This is a genomic window from Paenibacillus sp. FSL H7-0716 (assembly GCF_038002705.1).
Classification (GTDB): domain Bacteria; phylum Bacillota; class Bacilli; order Paenibacillales; family Paenibacillaceae; genus Paenibacillus_AQ; species Paenibacillus_AQ odorifer.
The window spans coordinates 111,397-133,020 of record NZ_JBBODA010000020.1 but is presented as its reverse complement, the minus strand read 5'-3'; the positions used below and the strand labels follow the sequence as shown (position 1 = coordinate 133,020).

Sequence of the window (21,624 nt, the reverse complement as noted above, 5' to 3'; positions counted from 1 at the left end):
GAGACGGCGCGAGCGGCAGCGGGGACAGCTGCAGCCGCGCTAGGCAGTGTCGGCGGGGAGCAAGCTGCCGACACGTTGAAGGGCGTGCTGCTGCAGCTTATGAGCAGCAGCGAGGTGCCGCCCGCGGTAAAAGATGTCGCGAGCGGGCTAGTGCAGCAGCTGACAGGCCAACAGCTGCTGCTGAATACAGACCGGACTGCTCCCTTCGCGCAAGTTACACTGTTTTTGCCGCTGCAAGGTCCAGATGGGCAGGAAACTGCATCGGTTCATATCCAGTCCAGGCGGGGCCGCAAAGGGGAGCTGGATGCAGCTAACTGTCGATTATGGTTCGATTTGGACATGAAGCAGCTAGGGCAGACATTGGTAGATGTGCAGGTTGTAGATCGAATCGTTAGTCTTAAGCTTCATAATGATCATCCGTGGGTGCTTGAGCTGCTGGAGACGCGGCGTGAAGATATAAAAACTGCAGTGGAATCCATCGGTTATCAATTATCAGGTTTAAGAACCGAACCCTTGCCAGAATTGAATTTGCCTAAAGAGCTTGCTGGCTCCAATACTAATAAGTTTGTTGATTATGTTCCTGAGGCTTACAAAGGAGTGGATTACCGTATATGAATGAGCCTGTACAGCCAATTTCACAAGGGCTCAAAAAAGCGGTCGCTCTCAAATATAGTCCCGGACAAAACGAGGCTCCTGTCGTAGTAGCCAAGGGACAAGGCGCGATAGCAGACCTTATTCTGCAAAAGGCTAAGGAGAGCGGGGTTGCTGTTCAGGAAGATGCAGCCCTCGTGGAGGTTCTTTCAAAGCTTGATCTGGACCAACAGATTCCGTCTGAGCTCTATCAGCTGGTGGCGGAAATCCTCAGCTTTGTGTATCAAAGCGATCGTTCTGCTGGTGAACGGGGACAAGAATGAAAGAGCCATATGCAAGAAAACACTATAACCGCAAAGAGAAAGGAGCTGCTGCAGAGAACGGAGCTGTGCAGTACCTATCTTCTAGCGGGTATATGATATTGGAACGGAATTGGCGTTGTCGTACTGGAGAGCTTGATATCATTGCGGAGCGTGAAGACTGTATTGTTGTTGTCGAAGTTCGTAGCCGCAGTGGAGAGCTGCTTCAGGGAACTCCAGAAGAATCGGTGAATGCTCGCAAAATAAACCAGGTTCGGAATACAACACAGGTTTATTTGCATATGAAGGGTTATGAGGAACGGCGGGTTTCTTTTGATGTAATTAGCGTCTTGTTAAATGACGATCTTAGCCTAGCTTCACTTAGTCATATTCGCGAGGCGTTTTAAGAGTAACTCTATTTTCTCATGCGATTCTTTATGAATTTGCTGCTGATCTGATAAAAAAGTCTTTACATACCTTCCGCACTGTGGGTCATTTCTCAAAAGAAATGGGTAAACATTAGGAGTAACTTTTTAATGTCATCATGAGGAGGGCTGTCTAGTGAAGAATAAACCTTCTGAAATGCAGGTTAGTTTTACATGCCAATATTGCCAGCAGAAGATTGAAGTGAAATTTAAAGCAGAGCCAATATCTGTCGTCTGTTGCGATAATTGCAATAAGACCTTCACGGTAATGCGGCCCACTATAGCGGAGGAAATATTAATAGATTGGGAAAATGAAGCGTTATTTCAAAAAATCCGGGCTGAAAAGTCGCAAAACAGCAATAGCAGTCTCTTAGCGCTTGTAATTAGAGTTATTGAACTGCTTACATGGCGTGACAAAGGCAATGGACAGGTGGAAGCGATCAAGGAGATGCGTGGCTGGCTCATTGACAATGAGGAGGCGCCTCCTTTAGCTGAACTGATTCAGAGTGATGTTAATAAACGTTCGAGTAAGCGGCGCGACTGGGAAAAGTAACATTAACAATAAAGAGGTATTCCGTCATCGCCTCATGACATAGAATGATACGTATAATTTCGTGAGAAATTAGGCGGAAAAGTCCTCGGGGCTCCGAATTTCCTAGGGTTTATGGGTAGTCGGAGCTTTTTTCATACATACTGTCATTAGAATAGGAACAAAAGGAGGGTGCACATGGCTAAGGTTTTTTTCACATCAGATCATCATTTTGGGCATAAGTTGATCATTGATTTTGAATCCAGACCCTTCAAAGATGTAGAGCAGATGAATGAAGTTATGATTGAAAGTTGGAATTCGGTAGTGAATCCGGAAGACAAAGTATTTCATTTGGGAGACTTTTCTTTTCTGAATAAGGAGGCGACTCGTGCGATTGTGGCCAGGCTGCATGGATACAAAATCCTGATTCTTGGCAATCATGATCGCGGCCGCAGCCGAAGCTGGTGGCTTGATGCAGGTTTTGATGAGGTTAGTGAATATCCTTTGATTTATAAGGATTTCTTTTTCCTCTCACATGAGCCTATGTACATGAATAAACATATGCCTTACGTAAATGTGCACGGCCATATTCATGGGCAAAAATATGAGGGAAACAATCATTTTAACATTTGTGTAGAGCATTGGAACTATAAACCGTTGACTTTTGAGCAGATTAGGGACTCGGTCGTAGTTAAAGAAGGAGATTGATGTAGGTCTTTAGAGATGTGCTTTCGCTTTTATGTAAAACTTGAATTTCTTATTCTAAAGATAAATTGCTCACAGATTGCGTTAGGACACAACTTCTATAATGTACTTAACAGCTAATATATATTTGGAAAATAAGGAAGCACCTTTTTTCTTGAAGCTATGACACCCCAAAATTAGGGTGTAATTCAGGAGATGAGGTGTTTTTTATTATGTATGGGAAAATGTTTAGCGCGTGTCTGTATGGGATTGAAGGGGTAATGATTGGTGTGGAAATCGATCTTGCAAATGGACTGCCGCAGACGAATATCATTGGCTTACCTGATTCAGCGATTCGTGAGGCTGTTGAACGAGTTAGGGCTGCTGTTAAAAATTGCGGTTACCGCTATCCACAGCAGCGTATTACGATCAATCTTGCTCCAGCTGACCTGCGTAAAGAAGGTTCTGCTTTTGATCTAGCGATTGCTTTAGGGATACTGATAACTAGTGGCCAGTTGATTATGCCTTCAGCTCAAGAGATGCTTTTGATTGGAGAGCTTGCGCTCGACGGCAGTCTGCGTCCGGTATCGGGTGTGCTGCCGATGGTTGAAGCAGCGCGTAAAAGCGGGTTTAAAGCCGTTCTGCTCCCGCAGGGCAATGCGGCAGAAGCCGCTTTAATCAATGGCATAAAGGTTTATACCATCGACCATTTGCAAACGTTAGCGAATGCTGCTGAACCTGTGGCCAGCTTTGGTCCGATTATAGATAGTCTAGTTCCTCTAGAAGAATCTGAAGGATCACCACTTCCTTTTCCTGTATCCGTGAGCATGGGGACGGGGCCAAAAGAACAACCTCCGGTGCTTGTTCTTTCTGTAGAGCATCTCAGATATATCCCTATATATTCTGAGGCTGCTTCTTCCGAAACGAATGAAATAATGGATGATTACAGTGATGTGCTTGGACAGCAACATGTGAAAAGAGCACTAACTATCGCGGCTGCAGGGATGCATAATATTATGCTCATCGGTCCACCTGGCACAGGCAAGACGATGCTGATCAAACGCCTTCCCAGTATCCTTCCGCAATTGTCGGACAGTGAGGCACTTGAGGTAACCAAAATTTTTAGTGCGGCTGGAAATTTGAAGGATGCACACAACGGTTTGCTGCGAAGACGTATATTTCGTTCTCCACACCACACGATATCTTCTGCCGGATTAATTGGAGGGGGCGGTATTCCCAAGCCAGGTGAGGTAAGTCTTGCGCATCGAGGTATTCTGTTTCTGGATGAATTGCCTGAATTCTCCCGGAATGTGCTTGAAGTGCTGCGACAGCCCCTCGAAGATGGGGTGGTTACTATAAGTCGTGCCCGGGCTTCCTTTACTTTTCCTGCCAAATTCATGCTCGCTGCATCGATGAATCCGTGCAGCTGCGGCTTTTTTGGAAGCGGTATCTCCCAGCAAAATTGTACCTGCAGTCCCGCAAGGATTGCCCAATATCGAGCCAAAATATCCGGTCCTTTATTGGATCGGATCGACTTACAGGTTGATGTTCCCCGCCCGAAGGAATGGGATCGGCAGGGGCATGTTTTATCGTCAGCAGATATGCGTGCGGAGGTGTTGGCTGCTCAGGCCATCCAAGCTAAACGTTACAAACGACTGGCAATTTCATGGAACAGTGAGCTTTCCGGTGCTTCCCTTCGGAAATATGCAAGCCTAAACCGAGAGAGTGCTCAAATGCTGTATGACATTTTGGAGAATTTAGGTCTAAGCATGCGAGCGCATGATCGGATTATTAAGCTATCCCGTACCATAGCTGATCTGGAGGGTGCACAGGATATTTCTTCTGCACATCTCGCGGAAGCTGTGCAATACCGTAATCTGGATCGACAGGTATTAACGGAGGAATAAAGAAAAAAGAGCAGCGATTCCCGTTAATGAGAATCGCTGCTCTATACTATGGACCGGTAGTGACGAACACCGCCGAACCATTATTATGCTCTGATGCTTACGGAACGGACCTAGAGGACTTTATTTGCAAGTTTTTAGCCCTTGGAGCGTAGATTCGGACTCTGGAGACGCTATTCCTTTGGAAGAAGGTTATACTGGGTGGTTTTCATTCCAATAGCTGCTATGAGGTCCGATAACATCTCAAATATGGGATTAAGTTGCGTTTAAGATCAACTGTGTCCGATAGCGACTTCGAATGTGAGATGCCACGTATTCAAAGAAGGTTAGATCGTTTAGCAAATTTAATATACATTTTTCTCTATAATTTCTTATAGTACATTCAGTTCTACTTCGATATTGCCACGAGTAGCACGGGAGTAAGGACATGCGCCGTGGGCAGCTTCTACCAAAGATGCTGCGGTTTCTCTGTCAACGCCTTTAACTAGCACGTCAAGCTTAACCGCAATGCCAAATCCGCCATCTTCAACTTTACCAAAGCTTACAGTAGCCGTAACTTCACTGCCTTCAATCTTCACTTTGCCAAGACGAGCAACCATGTTTAGAGCACTGTCAAAACAAGCGGAGTAGCCAGCTGCGAATAATTGTTCAGGATTAGTGCCTTCACCACCGGCACCACCCATTTCGCGTGGTGTACTGATCGTAAGGTTGAGTTTAGGGCTTTCTGATTCTATATAACCGTTTCTTCCCCCAACGGCTTTAACTGTGGTTTCATACATCTTTTGTTGAATTGTCATCATAATAAATCTCTCCTATTCACTAATTAGTTTGTGTACAATCTAATTTATCACAATTAATATAAAAGTCAAATTAATTTTTTGCTATTATTATGATGTATGAGTGAATTATGATAAAATAAAGAGATAAGGCGGGTGAATAAATATGAAAATGAGTGAAGAAGATATGCAGAAAATGACAACAACCCCAGAGCTGTTGATCGAGAATCAGCTCTGTTTTACCATTTATGCTTGCTCGCGTGAGATTACAAAGCTGTACCAACCTTATTTGGATAAGATCGGTTTAACTTACTCCCAATACTTAGTAATGCTTGTGTTATGGGAACGGCAGCAATGTACAGTGAAAGAGATTGGTGAGGCGTTATTTTTGGATTCAGGAACGCTGACTCCGCTATTGAAACGCTTGCAAGCTGCAGGCCTAATTATACGTGAACGCTCGATGCAGGATGAGCGAAAAGTATTAATCTCACTAACGAAACAAGGCTGGGCACTCCAAAGTGATGCCGTGTGTATTCCCGGCAAAATGATGGAAGAAACGACACTGACAAATAATGAATCCATAGAGCTACTTGATCAGTTTAAAGACTTACTGAATCGTGTTCACGAAGCTAATATCCAAGATAGTAAAAAGTAAGCGTAGTAAGGAGTCAATGCGATCGTTCGCATTCCGGCATGAAATCAAGCGAAAAAATGTGTACAAATCATGAATATATTTAAGGTAAGCGTTTTAAAAACATGTTACACTATTCTGGGTTCCTTTGTATGGCATATAGGTAAATATAAGCTTAGTCTTATAGATTTACACAATGTCTCTTGCAGAAATAATGCCATTCTTTTTACGAGTGGTAGATCAGTTTCTGCTGGTTCCGGAATAGTGCTGCATGTATAACATCAGCCTATCCCTAACCCCGCGGCAATCAAAACGGAAAGCGAGATGACAACAGGCTGCCTGTTTAGTCACCACGCTACTTTAGGAGGCTACCGCTATGAATATCCACGAGTATCAGGGAAAAGAAGTGCTTAAGAAGTACGGTGTAGCCGTACCGAATGGAAAAGTAGCTTATACAGTGGAGGAAGCGGTAGAAGCCGCAGAGTCACTGAGCACACCGGTTGTTGTAGTTAAAGCTCAGATTCACGCAGGTGGACGCGGTAAAGCTGGAGGAGTAAAGGTTGCTAAGAATATCGAAGAGGTGCGTAGTTACGCAACTGAGATTCTGGGTAAGACTCTAGTAACTCACCAGACTGGACCGGAGGGTAAGGTAGTAAAAAGACTGCTCATTGAAGAGGGTTGTCAAATTGTTAAGGAGTATTATATTGGTATCGTAGTTGACAGAGGTACTGGCCGAGTGGTCATGATGGCTTCTGAAGAAGGCGGTACTGAGATTGAAGAAGTAGCTGCAACACATCCAGAGAAAATTTTTAAAGAGATCATTGATCCGGCAGTGGGTTTGCAGACTTTCCAGGCGCGTAAGCTGGCTTATAGTATCTCTATTCCTAATGAGCTGGTAGGCAAAACTGTGAAATTCATGCAAGCGCTATATTTAGCTTTCGTGGATAAAGATTGCTCTATTGCCGAAATTAACCCATTGGTAGTGACTGCGGATGGGAATGTGATGGCACTGGATGCCAAACTGAATTTTGATTCCAATGCCTTGTTCCGTCATAAGGATATTCTAGAGCTGCGGGATTTGGATGAAGAGGATTTAAAGGAAATCGAAGCCTCGAAGTATGACCTTAGTTACATTGCACTTGATGGCAATATTGGGTGCATGGTAAACGGTGCAGGTCTCGCGATGGCGACTATGGATATTATTAAGTATTATGGGGGCGAACCCGCCAACTTCCTGGATGTAGGGGGCGGTGCAACGACCGAGAAGGTAACAGAAGCCTTTAAAATCATTTTATCCGATGAAAAGGTGAACGGAATTTTTGTTAACATTTTCGGTGGTATTATGCGCTGTGATGTTATCGCTAACGGTGTTGTAGAAGCGGCTAGTCAACTGGGTTTGACCAAACCGCTGGTTGTGCGTCTTGAGGGAACAAATGTTGGATTGGGCAAGCAGATTTTGGCTGGATCGGGACTTAATATTGTTGCTGCTGATTCTATGGCGGACGGTGCCCGTAAGATTGTGTCTCTTGTGCAATAATGGCCTGATTTAGCAAGCCAGTTATCGTATTTGACAATATAAGTAGGGATGTGACTTAAGGCATGAGCATTCTTGTAGATAAAAATACGAAAGTTATCACGCAGGGAATTACAGGATCAACGGGTTTGTTCCATACTAAAGGTGCGCTGGATTATGGAACACAGATGGTTGGAGGGGTAACACCGGGTAAAGGTGGAACATCTGTCAACATCACGCTTGAAAATGGCAGTGAGGTTAGCCTTCCGGTATTCGATACTGTTGTAGCTGCTAAGGCGGCTACAGGCGCAACCGCTAGTGTAATCTATGTACCGCCAGCATTCGCAGCAGACTCTATAATGGAAGCCGTGGATGCAGAACTCGACCTGGTGATTTGTATTACCGAAGGGATTCCAGTACTTGATATGGTAAAAGTATCCCGTTATATGGAGGGGCGCTCTACTGTATTGATCGGACCCAACTGTCCGGGAGTTATCACTCCTGGTGAGTGCAAGATAGGAATTATGCCAGGTTATATTCATATGCCAGGGTATGTAGGTGTTGTCTCGCGCAGCGGAACTCTAACCTATGAGGCTGTTCATCAGCTGACCACGCGTGGAATCGGGCAATCTTCAGCTGTAGGTATTGGCGGAGACCCTGTTAAAGGCTCAGAGTTTATTGATATTCTGAAGCTTTTTAATGAGGATCCGGGTACAAAGGCAGTCATCATGATTGGTGAAATTGGCGGAACCGCAGAGGAAGAAGCAGCAGAGTGGATTCGTGACCATATGACTAAGCCGGTTGTAGGGTTTATTGGCGGTGCTACTGCCCCTCCTGGCAAACGTATGGGGCATGCGGGTGCTATTATTTCCGGAGGCAAAGGCACAGCGAGTGAGAAAATTGCCGTACTTGAATCATGCGGAATCAAGGTTGCTCCTACACCTGCCGAAATGGGCTCAACACTAGTGAGTGTACTTGAAGAACGCGGTATTCTTAGCGCGTTTACAACGCATTAATTATTTTATTTACTTGAAGGAATTCACTCTACGCGAGTGGGCTTCTTTCGTGTATAATTATTTCAGAGGTAAGCAACCTTTTGTTCCTATCCAAGGGATAAAAGGTTGCTTTTTTTTGTTTTTTAACATAGAAAAATATTGAATTAAAAGAAAATATTGCATTCCTCTAATTCATGTTACAAAATAGGGAAGGCTAACCCTTCCACTAAAGGAGAATAAGCTTATATGGAAGAAAAAGATCTGCTGTTTGGTTTTAATGAAGTGGAGGGGATTGGCTGGAAGAGTATCGACAAGATTCGAAGAGTAGGCTTAATGTCAGAACGAGCATTTTCCTGTAGTGCAAAAGATTGGGAAACGATCGGATTGAACGGAAAGCTGTCGACTTATCTTGCTTCCATATATACGTTAGAGTGGATCACCAAAAGACGCTTATTAATGGAAGAAAGTGCAGTGAAGATGGTCACTGTGTTTGATGCGGCTTATCCTGTTTTGTTGAAGGAGACGGCACAGCCACCGTGGATCCTTTATTATCGGGGGCGTTTGGAACTGTTATCAACACCTAGCGTGGCGATGGTTGGCACTCGTGTGCCAACAGCTTATGGACGAAAGGTAGGAGAGATTCTCACGGAGGAGCTTAGTGCAGCAGGTCTAACGGTGGTTAGCGGACTTGCGAGGGGGATCGATAGCATTTGTCATGAAGCGGCGCTAAGAAGCGGTGGAGGGACCATAGCAGTAGTGGCAACAGGATTGGACAAAGTCTATCCAACTGAGAATATTGAACTGGAACGGCGTATCTCTCAGGAAGGGCTTGTCATCACAGAGTATCCTCTTGGAACTAAAAGTCATCCTGGATTATTTCCACAGCGTAATCGGATCATAGCAGGTTTATCACGGGGGACAGTGGTCGTGGAGGCTGACAGCCGCAGTGGATCACTTATTACAGCCGATGCTGCCTTGGAAGCTGGGAGGGATGTCTTCGCAGTTCCCGGACCTATTACATCACCTAAGAGCAGAGGGGCGTTAGAGCTTATCAAGCAGGGGGCAAAGCTGGTAACCAGTGGAGTAGATATTATAGAAGAATATACTTCTTATTTGCCGGCAAACGTAATAAAAACAGGGAATAATAGCACTACCGAACAGACAGCAGACGACTTTATGATTGAAAAGAAATTGACAAATGAGGAGTCTCACCTATACCATATACTGCATCAAGGCCCTTTTATATTGGACGATCTGCTTGTAAGAACAGGATGGGATTTTGGACATTTGCATTCAGTTCTGTTATCTTTAATCATAAAAAAAGCGGTAACACAATTACCAGGAGCTATTTATAAGGTAATTTAATATAGAGGTGCGAGTGTTAACGAGGAGGAAGAGTCTATGGCAGATGCATTAGTTATTGTCGAGTCGCCTGCAAAAGCGAAGACAATTGGCAAATATCTAGGTAGTAAATATATTGTAAAGGCATCAATGGGACATATTAGAGATCTACCGAAGAGTCAAATTGGTGTTGAGGTGGAGAATGATTTCAGTCCCAAATATATTACTATCCGCGGTAAAGGATCTATATTGAAGGAATTGAAAGACGCTAGTAAAAAAGTTAAAAAAGTTTATCTCGCAGCTGACCCCGACCGCGAAGGGGAAGCAATTGCTTGGCATTTGGCGCATGCGCTGGATTTAGATAATACACAAGAATGCAGAGTTGTTTTTAATGAGATCACCAAACAAGCGGTAAAAGATGCTTTTAAGACACCGCGTAAGATTAATATGGATCTCGTGAATGCACAGCAGGCTAGACGTATTCTGGATCGACTGGTAGGGTACAAGATTAGTCCTCTATTATGGAAGAAAGTCAAAAAAGGTTTATCTGCTGGACGTGTACAATCCGTTGCTGTGAAGATCATTATGGATCGTGAGAATGAAATCTCCGCTTTTGTACCCACCGAATATTGGAGCATAACAGCGAAGCTTGGAATCCGGGATTCCGTCTTTGAAGCTAAGTTTCATAAGCTGAATGGTGTGAAAAAAGAACTGAATCAGGAAAGTGATGTTCAGGAGGTTCTTGAAGCTATTAAGAACGCATCTTTTAAGGTGAGTGATGTGAAGGAGAAGGAAAGACAACGTCATCCTTCGGCTCCTTTTACCACCAGCTCCCTACAACAGGAAGCAGCCCGTAAGCTTGGATTCCGTGCCGCTAAGACAATGTCTGTTGCACAGCAGCTATACGAAGGTGTGGAACTCGGTAAAGAAGGTACCGTAGGTTTGATCACTTATATGCGTACTGACTCCACGCGTCTCTCTGTCACCGCTCAGGATGAAGCTAAAGAGCTTATAACAGCTAAGTATGGTGAGAAGTTCTTGCCAGAATCCCCACGACAGTATTCTAAAAAGGCAGCTGGAGCACAGGAAGCGCATGAAGCGATTCGTCCAACCTCGGCATTACGCGAACCTGAAATGGTCAAAGAGTTCTTGAGCCGTGATCAATTCCGTCTCTACAAGCTAGTGTGGGAGCGATTCGTATCAAGTCAGATGTCTTCTGCCCTGCTGGATACGCTTTCGGTGGATATAGCTGCAGGTACTGCTACATTCAGAGCTGTTGGTTCGAAGGTTTCATTCCCCGGATTCATGAAGGTTTACGTAGAAGGCAACGATGACGGAACTACAGATGAAGACAAGTATTTGCCGCCACTTCAAGCGGGAGATGCTTTAAATAAGCAGGAGATCGAGCCTAAGCAGCACTTTACACAACCGCCTCCACGATATACGGAAGCAAGACTTGTAAAGACGCTTGAGGAGCTGGGTATAGGCCGTCCAAGTACATATGCCCCAACGCTGGAAACCATCCAGAAGCGTGGTTATGTGGCTATTGAAGAGAAAAAATTCATGCCAACCGAACTTGGCGAGCTTGTTATAGAGCAGATGGAGCAATTTTTCCCGGAAATCCTAAACGTTGAATTCACCGCGAACATGGAAGGCGATCTTGACCATGTGGAAGAGGGCTCAGAAGACTGGGTAAAGGTTCTTGCAGAGTTTTACGAATCGTTTGAGAAGCGTTTGGTATTCGCGGAAGAAGAGATGAAAGAAATTGAGATTGAAGATGAAGTTTCTGATGAGATCTGTGAGAAATGCGGCAAACCTCTCGTGTATAAGCTGGGTCGCTTTGGGAAATTCCTAGCATGCTCTGGCTTTCCGGATTGCCGAAACACGAAACCGATTATCAAGGATATTGGCGTAACTTGCCCTAAATGTCATGAAGGTAAGGTTGTGGAGCGACGCAGCAAAAAAGGGCGTGTTTTCTATGGCTGCGACCAGTACCCTGGTTGTGATTTCGTTTCATGGGATAGACCTTCTATAAAACCATGTCCATCATGTGGATCTTGGATGATTGAGAAACGTAATAAGCAAGGAACCAAGCTACAATGTACGTCTTGTGATCATACAGAGGCGGTTCTAGACAACGAAGAAGAATTAGCAGATTAATAGTCTCTATGGGAGGAAAAAAGACAGTGTCAGATACAGCAAAAGTAACAGTAATTGGAGCGGGTCTCGCAGGAAGCGAAGCCGCTTGGCAAATAGCATCACTAGGAGTACCGGTAAGATTATATGAGATGAGACCCGTAGTAAAGACACCAGCCCATCACACGAATCAATTTGCTGAACTGGTATGCAGCAACTCCTTGCGTGCGAATGGATTAGGGAATGCTGTAGGTGTATTGAAGGAAGAAATGCGGCGTTTGAACTCTCTTGTATTAGGTGCTGCTGACCGACACGCGGTACCCGCAGGAGGAGCACTCGCCGTAGATCGTGATGGATTCTCAGGTGAGATCACCCATACTTTGCATAATCATCCGCTCGTTGAAGTCATAAATGAAGAACTTATGCATATACCGGAGGAAGGGATTGTTGTTATTGCAACGGGTCCCCTAACTTCACCGGCATTATCCGCTGAAATAAAAGGGCTGCTGGGTGAAGAGTATTTCTACTTCTATGATGCAGCAGCACCGATTGTTGAGAAAGACACCATTGATATGAACAAGGTGTATTTGGCTTCCCGTTATGATAAGGGAGAAGCGGCTTATCTCAACTGTCCGATGACAGAAGAGGAGTTCGACGTGTTTTATGATGCGTTGATTTCTGCTGAGACAGCAGCACTCAAAGATTTTGAGAAAGAAATATACTTTGAGGGCTGTATGCCTATCGAAATCATGATGAAACGCGGCAAGCAAACAGCGTTATTTGGCCCAATGAAGCCAGTAGGACTTATCAATCCGCATACAGGTAAACTTCCTTACGCGGTTGTGCAACTTCGTCAGGATAATGCTGCCGGCACACTTTACAATCTTGTTGGTTTTCAGACCCATTTGAAATGGGGCGAGCAGAAGCGTGTATTCTCGCTGATCCCAGGTCTTGAGAATGCTGAATATGTTCGTTATGGTGTGATGCACAGAAACACATTTATTAATTCTCCTAAACTTCTGCACCCTACCTATCAGATGAAAGGCAAGGAAAGACTCTTTTTTGCTGGACAGATGACAGGTGTAGAAGGTTATGTTGAATCAGCTGCTTCCGGGCTCATAGCTGGTATTAATGCTGCACGGGCAGCACTCGGTCAGGAAGGACTGATCTTCCCGCAGGATACTGTTCTAGGCAGCATGCCAGCTTATATTACTTCTGCCGATCCAGAGCATTTTCAACCGATGAATGCCAATTTCGGTCTGTTGCCGAAGGTAGAGAAGAAAATCCGCAATAAGAAGGAAAAGAATGAAATGTTAGCTCATCGCGCTCTGGACAGTCTTGCCGAGTATGCCAACCGCACAGGACTCGCTTATTCGGAGCCGGAGGTTGTCGATAGCGAACAAAGCCCATCTTAAGGAGGTAACTTACAATCATGGTACCCAGCTTTCATGCGACTACAATTTGTGCTGTAAGACATAACGGACAGGCAGCTATAGCAGGTGATGGACAGGTTACATTCGGAGAGAGTGTTATTATGAAGACGACGGCCAGAAAAGTCCGTCGCCTGTACAGAGGACAAGTAATAGCAGGTTTTGCGGGGTCCGTTGCGGATGCTATTACCCTATTCGAAAAATTCGAGGGCAAGCTGGAGGAGCATCATGGGAACCTGCAGCGGGCTGCAGTTGAATTAGCGAAGGACTGGCGTCAAGATCGTATTCTTCGAAAGCTTGAAGCTTTGATGATTGTTATGGATAAGGAAGGAATGCTCCTGATCTCCGGAAATGGTGAAATTATCGAACCGGATGATGACGTTCTTGCGATTGGTTCCGGTGGTAATTTTGCGCTGGCTTCAGGCCGAGCACTCAAACGTCATGCACCCAATCTTTCCGCTGCGGATATTGCTAGAGAATCGCTTCAGGTAGCATCAGAAATTTGTGTGTACACTAATTCCAACATTATTGTTGAACAATTATAGACTCAGTGCCATAGAGACAAGGAGGAATTCACGATGGTGAATCAATCGCTTACACCCCGTCAAATTGTTGCCGAATTGGATAAATATATCGTAGGTCAGAAGCAAGCCAAGAAATCGGTAGCTGTTGCGCTTCGTAATCGGTATCGGCGCAGTCTGCTAGCAGAGGAACTGCGTGATGAAGTTGTTCCTAAGAACATCTTAATGATCGGACCTACAGGTGTGGGAAAGACAGAGATCGCCCGGCGTCTAGCAAAGCTTGTTAATGCACCGTTCATCAAAGTGGAGGCTACTAAATTCACTGAGGTCGGTTATGTAGGGCGAGATGTGGAATCTATGGTTCGTGATCTGGTAGAGACTTCTATTCGTATGGTCAAGCTTGAGCGTACGGAGAAGGTTAAGGATCGTGCGGAAGAGCTGGCTAATGAGCGGATCGTTTCTATATTGGTCCCTTCCTCTTCCAAAAACAAATCACAAAAGAATCCTTTCGAGATGATTTTTGGAGGGAATTCTGCACAAGAGGACTCTAAAGAAGACACTGAGCAGGATGGAAGCCTAAGTGAACGTCGGCGTGGGGTTAGATTTAAGCTGTTAGCTGGTCAGCTGGAAGATGACATCATTGAAATTGATGTTGAGGATACAGCGCCAACTATGATGGATATGTTTGCAGGTCAAGGAAACGACCAGATGGGTATGAATATGCAAGAGATGTTCGGCAGTTTGCTGCCTAAGCGGACGAAGAAACGTAAGCTTCCTATTCGCGAAGCGCGCAAGGTACTCATTCAGGATGAGGCGGCCAAGCTGATTGATATGGATGATGTGATTCAGGAATCCGTGACTCGGGCTGAACAATCAGGCATTATTTTTATCGATGAAATCGATAAAGTAGCAAGTCAGGGAAAAGGGTCTGGACCGGATGTGTCGCGTGAAGGCGTGCAACGGGATATTTTGCCGATTGTAGAGGGCTCGACCATTATGACGAAATACGGTCCTGTGAAGACGGACTATGTACTCTTTATGGCTGCCGGAGCTTTCCATATTGCTAAGCCTTCGGATTTGATTCCAGAACTTCAAGGACGTTTTCCGATTCGCGTAGAGCTGAGCAGTTTAACGTTAGAGGACTTCGTTTCTATTTTGACGGAACCAGAGAATGCTTTAACTAAACAATATGTGAATCTGCTTAAAACTGAAAATTTAGAAGTGGAATTCCAGAAGGATGCTATACATGAGATCGCCAAAATAGCGGCTTCAGTGAATCAAAATATGGAGAATATAGGTGCACGGCGTCTTCATACTATTTTGGAGAAGCTGTTAGAGGATCTTTCTTTTGAAGCACCTGAGCTGACTTTGGAGAAAATGGTTATTACCCCAGAGTATGTGCGCGAGAAATTGGCAAGTATAGCTCAGGATCGTGATTTAAGTCAGTATATTCTTTAAAGCGACAAAAAAACAAAAAATCTATGTATTTTGAATTTGGGCATAACGGATTAGATAAATTACAAATTGGTGTCGTGAAAACGTAAAAATATGTCAAAACATGCAATTAAAAAGAAAAAATTGAGTTAAAAATGTAAATAAATAGTAATAAAGTGCTAAAAGCCCTGTCTTTTCTAAAAAGATAGGGCTTATTTCTTATTGTAATAATATACAAATTAAATGAAAATCAATGTATGTGAAAATGCTAAGTGTTATTCATTGCGACAGCGTTCGACGGAATACCGTAAATTTAGAGTATTTTTTCTTTATTTGTCGAAAGCAAGCAGGTTTTTTGATGGAAGTTGTGGAATTCTTTTCATTATGATAGCTTTGAAAGGAGGAATTGTCTTGGGATTGCTGAATAGTGTCAGTTTTCAACGATTGCAGGGAGGCATTGATGCTGCCTATAAACGACAAAGTGCTCTAGCAAATAATGTGGCTAATCAAGATACGCCAAATTTCAAACGTTCTGATGTTTCATTCGAAAGTATCCTGCAACAACAGGAAAGTGGAATCCAATCTACACTTAGAGCGAAAGTTTCGGATACCCGGCATTATCAATTTGGCAGCAACACAATTGTTCCCGCTGCTGTTGAAAATACTGATGAAACTACCTCTATGAACAATAACGACAACAATGTGGATGTAGATCGCGAAATGGCGTTAAGCGCAGAGAACCAGCTTAGGTATAGTTCTTATGTTGAACAGATTAACAGCCAGATTTCGATGATGCGAGCCGTAATTCAAGGAGGATAAGAGAGTATGAACTTTGGTAGTAGTTTTGGGATCAGTGCATCTGCATTAACGGCTCAACGGTTGCGGATGGATGTAATTTCTTCCAACGTAGCCAATGCTGAAACTACAAGAGCATCCGTGGTGGATGGCAAGGCTGTTCCTTACCGACGTAAGTTAGTTGTTTTGGAAACGAACGAAAGTAATAAATTCTCGAATATACTAAATTCGAAAATGAATAATAGCAATGAAGGGGTTAAGGTGCAGTCGATCATAGAAGATACTTCACCATTGAAGCCGATATACAATCCGAGCCATCCTGATGCGGATGCTGAAGGATATGTCTATATGCCAAACGTAGACATTACCAAAGAAATGGTTGATATGTTATCTGCATCTCGCTCTTATGATGCCAACGTTACGATGCTTAATGCATCCAAAGCTATGGTAAGCAAGGCACTCGAAATCGGTAGATAAATGAATGTTAATTAACTTAAGGGGGGGAAACAGTTGATACAGAATATATCTAATGGGGTTCAGGCTGTACAGCAGCTTGCTATGAAACCGACATCTTCCGAAGTTTCATCCACTCCTGCTAATTCGATGGAGAGCTTTGGCTCCTATCTTGAGGATGCGCTCAATAAAGTGGCTGATCAGGAACAACAAGCTAAGGATATGAGTAATAAATTTGTATTGGGAGAAGTGAACATTGACGAAGTGATGATTTCTTCCCAACAGGCTCTACTGAGTTTACAGTTGACTACACAAGTCCGGAACAAAGTGATTGAAGCCTATCAAGAAATTATGAGAACTCAAATATAATAAATCCTAGCTTAGTTTCGGATGGGGTGACACTGTGAATGAAAGATTTGCCCAATATCGGGAGAAGGTTCTCTTGTATTGGAACAGATTTAGTGGTAAACAGAAGATTTTATTCTTTTCAACATTGTTTATCATTCTAATAATAATCGTAGTTATGACCATGCAGCTTTCAAAAACAGAATATGAAGTAGCATTTCAAGATTTGGACAGTACGGATTCGGCTGGAGTAATGAAAGCCTTAGATTCAGCAGGTGTTTCATACCGATTAAGTCAAGATGGAAAGAGTATTTCTGTACCTAGTACAGAAGCAGCTCGGGTCAAGGTGGATATCGGTTCTCAGGGGATTGTTCAAGGTGGCTCTATCGGATATAAAGTCTTTGACGAAAATTCGTCAATGATAGGTACAACAGATAGCGAGTTTAACGTGAAGTACAATAATGCATTGAACGGTGAAGTTGAACAGTTAATGAGACGCATGCAAGGGATTAAAGATGCAAAAGTGCTGATTAATTTGCCTAAAGAGACAGTTTTTGCCTCACAGGCTGATCAGGAGCAGGCATCTGCATCCGTTGTGCTTTCATTTGATCCAGGATTTAGACCTACCCAAGACAATATTGACGGGTATTTCAATCTTGTGAAAACTGCTGTGCCTAATTTACCAATTGACAACATTACCATTGCAAATAATGAAATTGAATTAATGCCAACAGCTAAAGGTGGACAGGCTGGTGTCACAAACCAAGTTGAAGAAAACTTCGCTCTTCAGAAGAAATTCGAAGAAGAAGTAAAGAAAAATGTGAAACAATTCCTTAGCACTCTTACCGGTCCTGATAAAGTGGATGTTCTTGTGTTCTCAAAGTTGAACTTTGACAAGGAAAACCGGAAGGAAGATCTTGTTACCCCTGTGGATACAGAGAACATGAAGGGGATTGAGATCAGTTCACAAATAATTAGTAATTCGTATTCGGGTCAAGGTAACACGACTGGCGGAGTGGCTGGCACTGGTTCTCAAGATGTTACGGGCTATCCTTCTAATGCGGGTGCGGATACTTCTACCTCGGAGGAATCTTCAGAAACGAGGAACTTCGAAGTTAACCGAATTACTAAAGATGTTATTGCTAGTCCGTATACTGTTAAAGACTTAACCATAAATGTTGCAGTTGAACCACCTTCAGGAGAAAAAAGTTTAGATGATGCAACATCAGCTGCAATTCAAAATATTTTGGTGAATATTGTTCGCGCTTCTCTTGCAGATTCAGGTACTACATATACAGACGCTGATTTGACCAAAAAGGTTTCGGTCTACTCGCAACAATTTGGTGGCACCGATGCCAACACCGTTAAAGGTGGTCTCGCTTCTTGGATGATATGGGCTATCGGAGCAGCAGCATTGCTGGTTGGAGCAGGTGGAGGATATCTAATCTACCGGAGTCGTAAACAGACTGTGGAAGAGGAAGATGAAGACATTCCATTGCAGGTTCCTACTGAATTTCCTTCTATTAACTTGGAGAGCGTGACGAATGAAAGTCAAGTTCGTAAGCAATTGGAAAGTTTGGCCAAGAAGAAGCCAGACGAATTCGTAAATCTGCTGCGTACATGGCTTGCAGACGAACAGAGGTGAACTAATGGCAAAGGCTAGCCAGCAGGGACTTAGTGGCCGTCAAAAAGCTGCGATCCTGCTTATCACACTAGGGCCCGAGGTATCGGCGCAAATTTTTAAACATTTAAGAGACGAGGAGATTGAACAGCTGACTCTTGAAATTGCTAATGTTCGCAAAGTGGACAGCGGTGAAAAAGAGTCGATCATGTCTGAATTCCATCAGATATGCCTCGCCCAGGAATATATATCACAAGGCGGTATTAACTACGCTAAGGAAATTCTGGAGAAAGCGCTTGGGTCAACAAAAGCAATGGAGGTCATTAATCGTCTGACTGCAACATTGCAAGTAAGACCTTTCGATTTTGCACGAAAAGCGGATCCTAATCAGATTCTCAACTTTATCCAGAATGAAAATGTACAGACTATTGCACTTGTATTGTCTTATCTGCAATTTGAACAAGCTGCCGCAATCCTTTCCTCGCTTCCTCAAGAGAAACAGGCAGAGGTGGCTAGAAGAATTGCTGTGATGGACAGTACCTCTCCAGAGGTAATTACGCAAATTGAACGTGTGCTGGAGCAGAAGCTTTCCGCTACAGTAACCCAGGATTATACAAATGCTGGTGGTATCGAATCAATTGTACAAATCTTGAATGGGGTTGACCGGGGGACAGAGCGTACGATTCTGGATTCTCTCGAAATTCAAGATCCAGAGCTTGCCGAAGAGATCAAAAAACGGATGTTCGTATTTGAAGATATTGTTAATGTGGACAATCGTTCAATACAGCGCATTGTTCGTGATATCGATAATGCGGATTTACAGCTTGCACTCAAGGTTGCCAGCGAAGAAGTACGGGATGTTATTTTCAGAAATATGTCCAAGCGTATGGCAGAAACGTTCCGAGAAGAAATGGAATACATGGGTCCTGTGCGGCTGCGTGATGTTGAAGAAGCACAGACTCGTATTGTAGGCACGATCCGCAGACTCGAAGAGTCTGGTGAAATTATCATCGCTCGTGGCGGAGGAGATGACATCATTGTCTAAGCTGATCAAACACTCCCAGTATGTTCCGGTTGATGTCTTTAAAAGATTGGAACAGGCCCGGCAATATGCGGGCCTAACTGAGGAGCCCGTTCCCGAGGAGACTTTAAGCGAGACTGACTATCATGATCCCGCACGTGAAGAGGCAGAAGAGACGCGTAAGCAAATGCTTAAGGACGCTCAGGATTTTGCTGAAGAGCAGGTTCGGAATGCATCTCTTGAAGCGGAACAGATTGTAGAGTCCTCGAAAGCGGAGGCTGAAGAGTGGTGGAAACAACGGCGTGAGCAGGATGAACATCTGATCGAAGCTATCAAAGCTGAAGCTCATCAGCAAGGTTATGAGGAAGGTGTTTCTCAGGCTGAGGAAGAGATGAAGCATAAGATCGCAGAGATGATGGAAGAAGCGCGTGCTGTTTTGACTGAGGCGTATAAAGCAAGAGAAGTGATTATTCAGGAAGCGGAGCCTTTTTTAGTAGAGTTAAGCTGTGATATTGCAGAGAAAATTGTGGACAAGCAGTTAACGTTAGAACCACAATTCGCAATGGACTTAATCCGCAAAAATCTGGCTCGTAAGCGAGAACAGGGTTTGATCTCACTTTGTGTATCCCCAGCGCAGTTCGCTTTTGTGAATGCTGCCCGGGAAGAATTATCACTAGCTGTTGATTCACAGGCTGAACTGCAAATCTTGCCCGACTCAACGGTAAAAGACCAAGGATGTGTTATCCGCTCTTCCTTTGGCAGCATTGATGCTCGAATCGACACTCAGCTCGCAGAGATCAAGAAAGAGCTGGTAAGAATTGCGCTGGACACCGATGAGCAGAGAAATGGGGAAGACGATGCTTAATAGCAACCGTTATAAGGAGCAACTTCGTAATCTCGATCCGGTGAGGATCAATGGGAAAGTGACGCAGGTAATCGGTCTAATGGTTGAATCGGAAGGCCCTGACGCAAGTATAGGTGATGTATGCTACATCTACCCTTCCAAAGGAAACAAACCGCTGCAAGCTGAGGTCGTTGGTTTCCGTGATAACAAGGTACTATTGATGCCACTTGGTGAACTGCAGGCGATTGGACCTGGTTGTGATGTAGTGGGCACTGGTAAGCCGCTTAGCGTGCAAGTAGGTTCTGAATTATTAGGAAAAGTACTGGATGGTCTGGGGCAGCCGCTTGATGGCTCTCTCATTCCAGCACGAATGCCACATAGCTCTACCTTTAATATTCCTTCCAATCCACTTAATAGACCGCGGGTGCAGGAACCCATCAGTATTGGTGTGAGAGCGATTGACGGTTTGCTAACGATTGGCAAGGGACAGCGGGTCGGTATTTTTGCTGGCTCGGGGGTCGGCAAGAGTACTTTGATGGGGATGATTGCCCGGAATACATCGGCTGATGTAAATGTTATTGCTCTGATTGGTGAGCGTGGCAGAGAAGTATTGGATTTCATTGAACGAGATTTAGGACCAGAGGGCTTGCAGCGATCCGTAGTAATTGTTGCTACCTCAGACCAACCTGCTTTGATTCGCATAAAAGGTGCGCTTATCGCTACAACGATTGCCGAGTATTTCCGCGATCGTGGCCTTAATGTAATGCTGATGATGGATTCGGTCACCCGTTATGCCATGGCCCAACGTGAAGTTGGACTTGCAGTTGGAGAGCCGCCAGCCATGCGGGGATATACACCTTCGGTGTTTGCCAGCTTACCCAAACTGCTGGAACGTGCCGGTACAGGTCCTACAGGCTCTATAACAGCCTTCTACACGGTACTGGTTGATGGTGATGACATGAACGAGCCCATCGCAGATGCAGTCAGAGGAATACTTGACGGACATATCGTACTCAATCGAAATATTGCGAACAAAGGACACTTTCCAGCAATAGATGTTCTTTCCAGCATAAGCCGAGTGATGAAGGATATTGCTCCAGAAGAACAGATTGCAGCAGCGGAGAATGTGAAGCGCCTTATGGCCGTTTACAAGGATTCAGAGGATTTGATTAATATTGGAGCTTATCAGAGAGGCTCTAATGCTCAAATCGACGAGTCGATGGAATTTATCGACAGTATATGGGATTTCACCAAACAAAAGGTGAATGAAAAAGTTACGCTGGCTGAAGTTCAACAGTCTTTAATTTCACAGTTCTCAAGGAGTTGATTCGGTATT

21 protein-coding genes and 1 pseudogene are annotated in these 21,624 nt (G+C 44.2%); 21 read left to right on the top strand and 1 reads right to left on the bottom strand.

Annotated elements, in window-relative coordinates:
• From MHH60_RS22560 to MHH60_RS22535, 6 genes and pseudogenes are all read left to right on the top strand, one after another.
• Nucleotides 1-615, top strand: a pseudogene (locus MHH60_RS22560) (DNA ligase); the annotation flags it as partial.
• A complete protein-coding gene (locus MHH60_RS22555; protein WP_038571992.1) occupies nt 612-914 on the top strand; it encodes an EscU/YscU/HrcU family type III secretion system export apparatus switch protein in 303 nt (100 codons plus the stop codon). The pseudogene MHH60_RS22560 and the gene MHH60_RS22555, both read left to right, overlap by 4 nt.
• Entirely contained in the window at nt 911-1,297 is a 387-nt protein-coding gene (locus MHH60_RS22550) for a YraN family protein (RefSeq protein ID WP_076136375.1), read from the top strand. The genes MHH60_RS22555 and MHH60_RS22550 overlap by 4 nt, the downstream gene beginning before the upstream one ends.
• Before the next feature lie 154 nt (nt 1,298-1,451).
• Nucleotides 1,452-1,868 (top strand): hypothetical protein, encoded by a 417-nt coding sequence (locus tag MHH60_RS22545; RefSeq protein ID WP_051491578.1) that lies wholly within the window; start codon nt 1,452-1,454, stop codon nt 1,866-1,868.
• Between the two features lie 174 nt (nt 1,869-2,042).
• Nucleotides 2,043-2,552 carry a metallophosphoesterase gene (locus MHH60_RS22540; protein WP_076136377.1) on the top strand — a complete coding sequence of 170 codons (510 nt, stop codon included), beginning with the start codon at nt 2,043-2,045 and terminating at the stop codon, nt 2,550-2,552.
• A 209-nt stretch (nt 2,553-2,761) separates the two neighbouring features.
• The gene (locus MHH60_RS22535) at nt 2,762-4,435 is read left to right on the top strand and encodes a YifB family Mg chelatase-like AAA ATPase (RefSeq protein ID WP_076136379.1); all 1,674 of its coding nucleotides are present in this window, start codon (nt 2,762-2,764) and stop codon (nt 4,433-4,435) included.
• Between the two features lie 368 nt (nt 4,436-4,803).
• On the opposite strand, the gene MHH60_RS22530 is transcribed toward MHH60_RS22535, so the two are convergent.
• Nucleotides 4,804-5,232, bottom strand: a complete 429-nt coding sequence (locus MHH60_RS22530; protein WP_036688575.1) for an organic hydroperoxide resistance protein — start codon at nt 5,230-5,232, stop codon at nt 4,804-4,806.
• Nucleotides 5,233-5,374: 142 nt separating this feature from the next.
• Here MHH60_RS22530 and MHH60_RS22525 point away from each other — a divergent pair, with 142 nt between their 5' ends.
• From MHH60_RS22525 to fliI, 15 genes are all read left to right on the top strand, one after another.
• Nucleotides 5,375-5,863 carry a MarR family winged helix-turn-helix transcriptional regulator gene (locus MHH60_RS22525; RefSeq protein ID WP_235219564.1) on the top strand — a complete coding sequence of 163 codons (489 nt, stop codon included), beginning with the start codon at nt 5,375-5,377 and terminating at the stop codon, nt 5,861-5,863.
• A 352-nt stretch (nt 5,864-6,215) separates the two neighbouring features.
• Entirely contained in the window at nt 6,216-7,376 is a 1,161-nt protein-coding gene (gene sucC / locus MHH60_RS22520) for an ADP-forming succinate--CoA ligase subunit beta (protein WP_076136381.1), read from the top strand.
• A 62-nt stretch (nt 7,377-7,438) separates the two neighbouring features.
• A complete protein-coding gene (gene sucD, locus MHH60_RS22515) occupies nt 7,439-8,368 on the top strand; it encodes a succinate--CoA ligase subunit alpha (RefSeq protein ID WP_076136383.1) in 930 nt (309 codons plus the stop codon).
• Between the two features lie 225 nt (nt 8,369-8,593).
• Nucleotides 8,594-9,712, top strand: coding sequence for a DNA-processing protein DprA (dprA, locus tag MHH60_RS22510; protein WP_076136385.1), 1,119 nt, complete (start codon nt 8,594-8,596; stop codon nt 9,710-9,712).
• A gap of 36 nt (nt 9,713-9,748) precedes the next feature.
• A complete protein-coding gene (gene topA / locus MHH60_RS22505; RefSeq protein ID WP_036688567.1) occupies nt 9,749-11,848 on the top strand; it encodes a type I DNA topoisomerase in 2,100 nt (699 codons plus the stop codon).
• An 8-nt stretch (nt 11,849-11,856) separates the two neighbouring features.
• Nucleotides 11,857-13,239: an FADH(2)-oxidizing methylenetetrahydrofolate--tRNA-(uracil(54)-C(5))-methyltransferase TrmFO gene (gene trmFO / locus MHH60_RS22500; protein ID WP_076136387.1), complete on the top strand. Its 1,383-nt coding sequence runs from the start codon at nt 11,857-11,859 to the stop codon at nt 13,237-13,239.
• A gap of 17 nt (nt 13,240-13,256) precedes the next feature.
• On the top strand, nt 13,257-13,799 hold the full coding sequence (hslV, locus tag MHH60_RS22495) for an ATP-dependent protease subunit HslV (protein ID WP_036688562.1): 543 nt from the start codon (nt 13,257-13,259) through the stop codon (nt 13,797-13,799).
• A gap of 33 nt (nt 13,800-13,832) precedes the next feature.
• Nucleotides 13,833-15,233: an ATP-dependent protease ATPase subunit HslU gene (gene hslU, locus MHH60_RS22490; protein WP_038571978.1), complete on the top strand. Its 1,401-nt coding sequence runs from the start codon at nt 13,833-13,835 to the stop codon at nt 15,231-15,233.
• 387 nt (nt 15,234-15,620) lie between these two features.
• Nucleotides 15,621-16,028, top strand: a complete 408-nt coding sequence (flgB, locus tag MHH60_RS22485; protein ID WP_038571975.1) for a flagellar basal body rod protein FlgB — start codon at nt 15,621-15,623, stop codon at nt 16,026-16,028.
• A 6-nt stretch (nt 16,029-16,034) separates the two neighbouring features.
• Complete coding sequence (flgC, locus tag MHH60_RS22480; RefSeq protein ID WP_076136389.1) at nt 16,035-16,481, top strand: flagellar basal body rod protein FlgC; 447 nt, start codon at nt 16,035-16,037, stop codon at nt 16,479-16,481.
• Between the two features lie 33 nt (nt 16,482-16,514).
• Nucleotides 16,515-16,826, top strand: a complete 312-nt coding sequence (gene fliE / locus MHH60_RS22475) for a flagellar hook-basal body complex protein FliE (protein ID WP_036688553.1) — start codon at nt 16,515-16,517, stop codon at nt 16,824-16,826.
• 34 nt (nt 16,827-16,860) lie between these two features.
• Nucleotides 16,861-18,447, top strand: a complete 1,587-nt coding sequence (gene fliF, locus MHH60_RS22470) for a flagellar basal-body MS-ring/collar protein FliF (RefSeq protein WP_076127802.1) — start codon at nt 16,861-16,863, stop codon at nt 18,445-18,447.
• 4 nt (nt 18,448-18,451) lie between these two features.
• Nucleotides 18,452-19,468, top strand: coding sequence for a flagellar motor switch protein FliG (fliG, locus tag MHH60_RS22465; protein WP_036688550.1), 1,017 nt, complete (start codon nt 18,452-18,454; stop codon nt 19,466-19,468).
• Nucleotides 19,461-20,309, top strand: a complete 849-nt coding sequence (locus MHH60_RS22460) for a FliH/SctL family protein (RefSeq protein WP_076136391.1) — start codon at nt 19,461-19,463, stop codon at nt 20,307-20,309. The genes fliG and MHH60_RS22460 overlap by 8 nt, the downstream gene beginning before the upstream one ends.
• A complete protein-coding gene (fliI, locus tag MHH60_RS22455) occupies nt 20,302-21,615 on the top strand; it encodes a flagellar protein export ATPase FliI (protein ID WP_036688546.1) in 1,314 nt (437 codons plus the stop codon). The genes MHH60_RS22460 and fliI overlap by 8 nt, the downstream gene beginning before the upstream one ends.
• The last annotated feature ends 9 nt before the right edge of the window (nt 21,616-21,624 follow it).

Coding starts and splice junctions, on each gene's coding strand:
- MHH60_RS22540 (WP_076136377.1), top strand. CDS start 2,043: ATGGCTAAGGTTTTTTTCACATCAGATCATCATTTTGGGCATAAGTTG.
- MHH60_RS22525 (WP_235219564.1), top strand. CDS start 5,375: ATGAAAATGAGTGAAGAAGATATGCAGAAAATGACAACAACCCCAGAG.
- fliI (WP_036688546.1), top strand. CDS start 20,302: ATGCTTAATAGCAACCGTTATAAGGAGCAACTTCGTAATCTCGATCCG.
- fliG (WP_036688550.1), top strand. CDS start 18,452: ATGGCAAAGGCTAGCCAGCAGGGACTTAGTGGCCGTCAAAAAGCTGCG.
- sucC (WP_076136381.1), top strand. CDS start 6,216: ATGAATATCCACGAGTATCAGGGAAAAGAAGTGCTTAAGAAGTACGGT.
- dprA (WP_076136385.1), top strand. CDS start 8,594: ATGGAAGAAAAAGATCTGCTGTTTGGTTTTAATGAAGTGGAGGGGATT.
- MHH60_RS22550 (WP_076136375.1), top strand. CDS start 911: ATGAAAGAGCCATATGCAAGAAAACACTATAACCGCAAAGAGAAAGGA.
- topA (WP_036688567.1), top strand. CDS start 9,749: ATGGCAGATGCATTAGTTATTGTCGAGTCGCCTGCAAAAGCGAAGACA.
- MHH60_RS22535 (WP_076136379.1), top strand. CDS start 2,762: ATGTATGGGAAAATGTTTAGCGCGTGTCTGTATGGGATTGAAGGGGTA.
- hslV (WP_036688562.1), top strand. CDS start 13,257: ATGGTACCCAGCTTTCATGCGACTACAATTTGTGCTGTAAGACATAAC.
- hslU (WP_038571978.1), top strand. CDS start 13,833: ATGGTGAATCAATCGCTTACACCCCGTCAAATTGTTGCCGAATTGGAT.
- MHH60_RS22530 (WP_036688575.1), bottom strand. CDS start 5,232: ATGATGACAATTCAACAAAAGATGTATGAAACCACAGTTAAAGCCGTT.
- flgC (WP_076136389.1), top strand. CDS start 16,035: ATGAACTTTGGTAGTAGTTTTGGGATCAGTGCATCTGCATTAACGGCT.
- MHH60_RS22555 (WP_038571992.1), top strand. CDS start 612: ATGAATGAGCCTGTACAGCCAATTTCACAAGGGCTCAAAAAAGCGGTC.
- trmFO (WP_076136387.1), top strand. CDS start 11,857: ATGGGAGGAAAAAAGACAGTGTCAGATACAGCAAAAGTAACAGTAATT.
- sucD (WP_076136383.1), top strand. CDS start 7,439: ATGAGCATTCTTGTAGATAAAAATACGAAAGTTATCACGCAGGGAATT.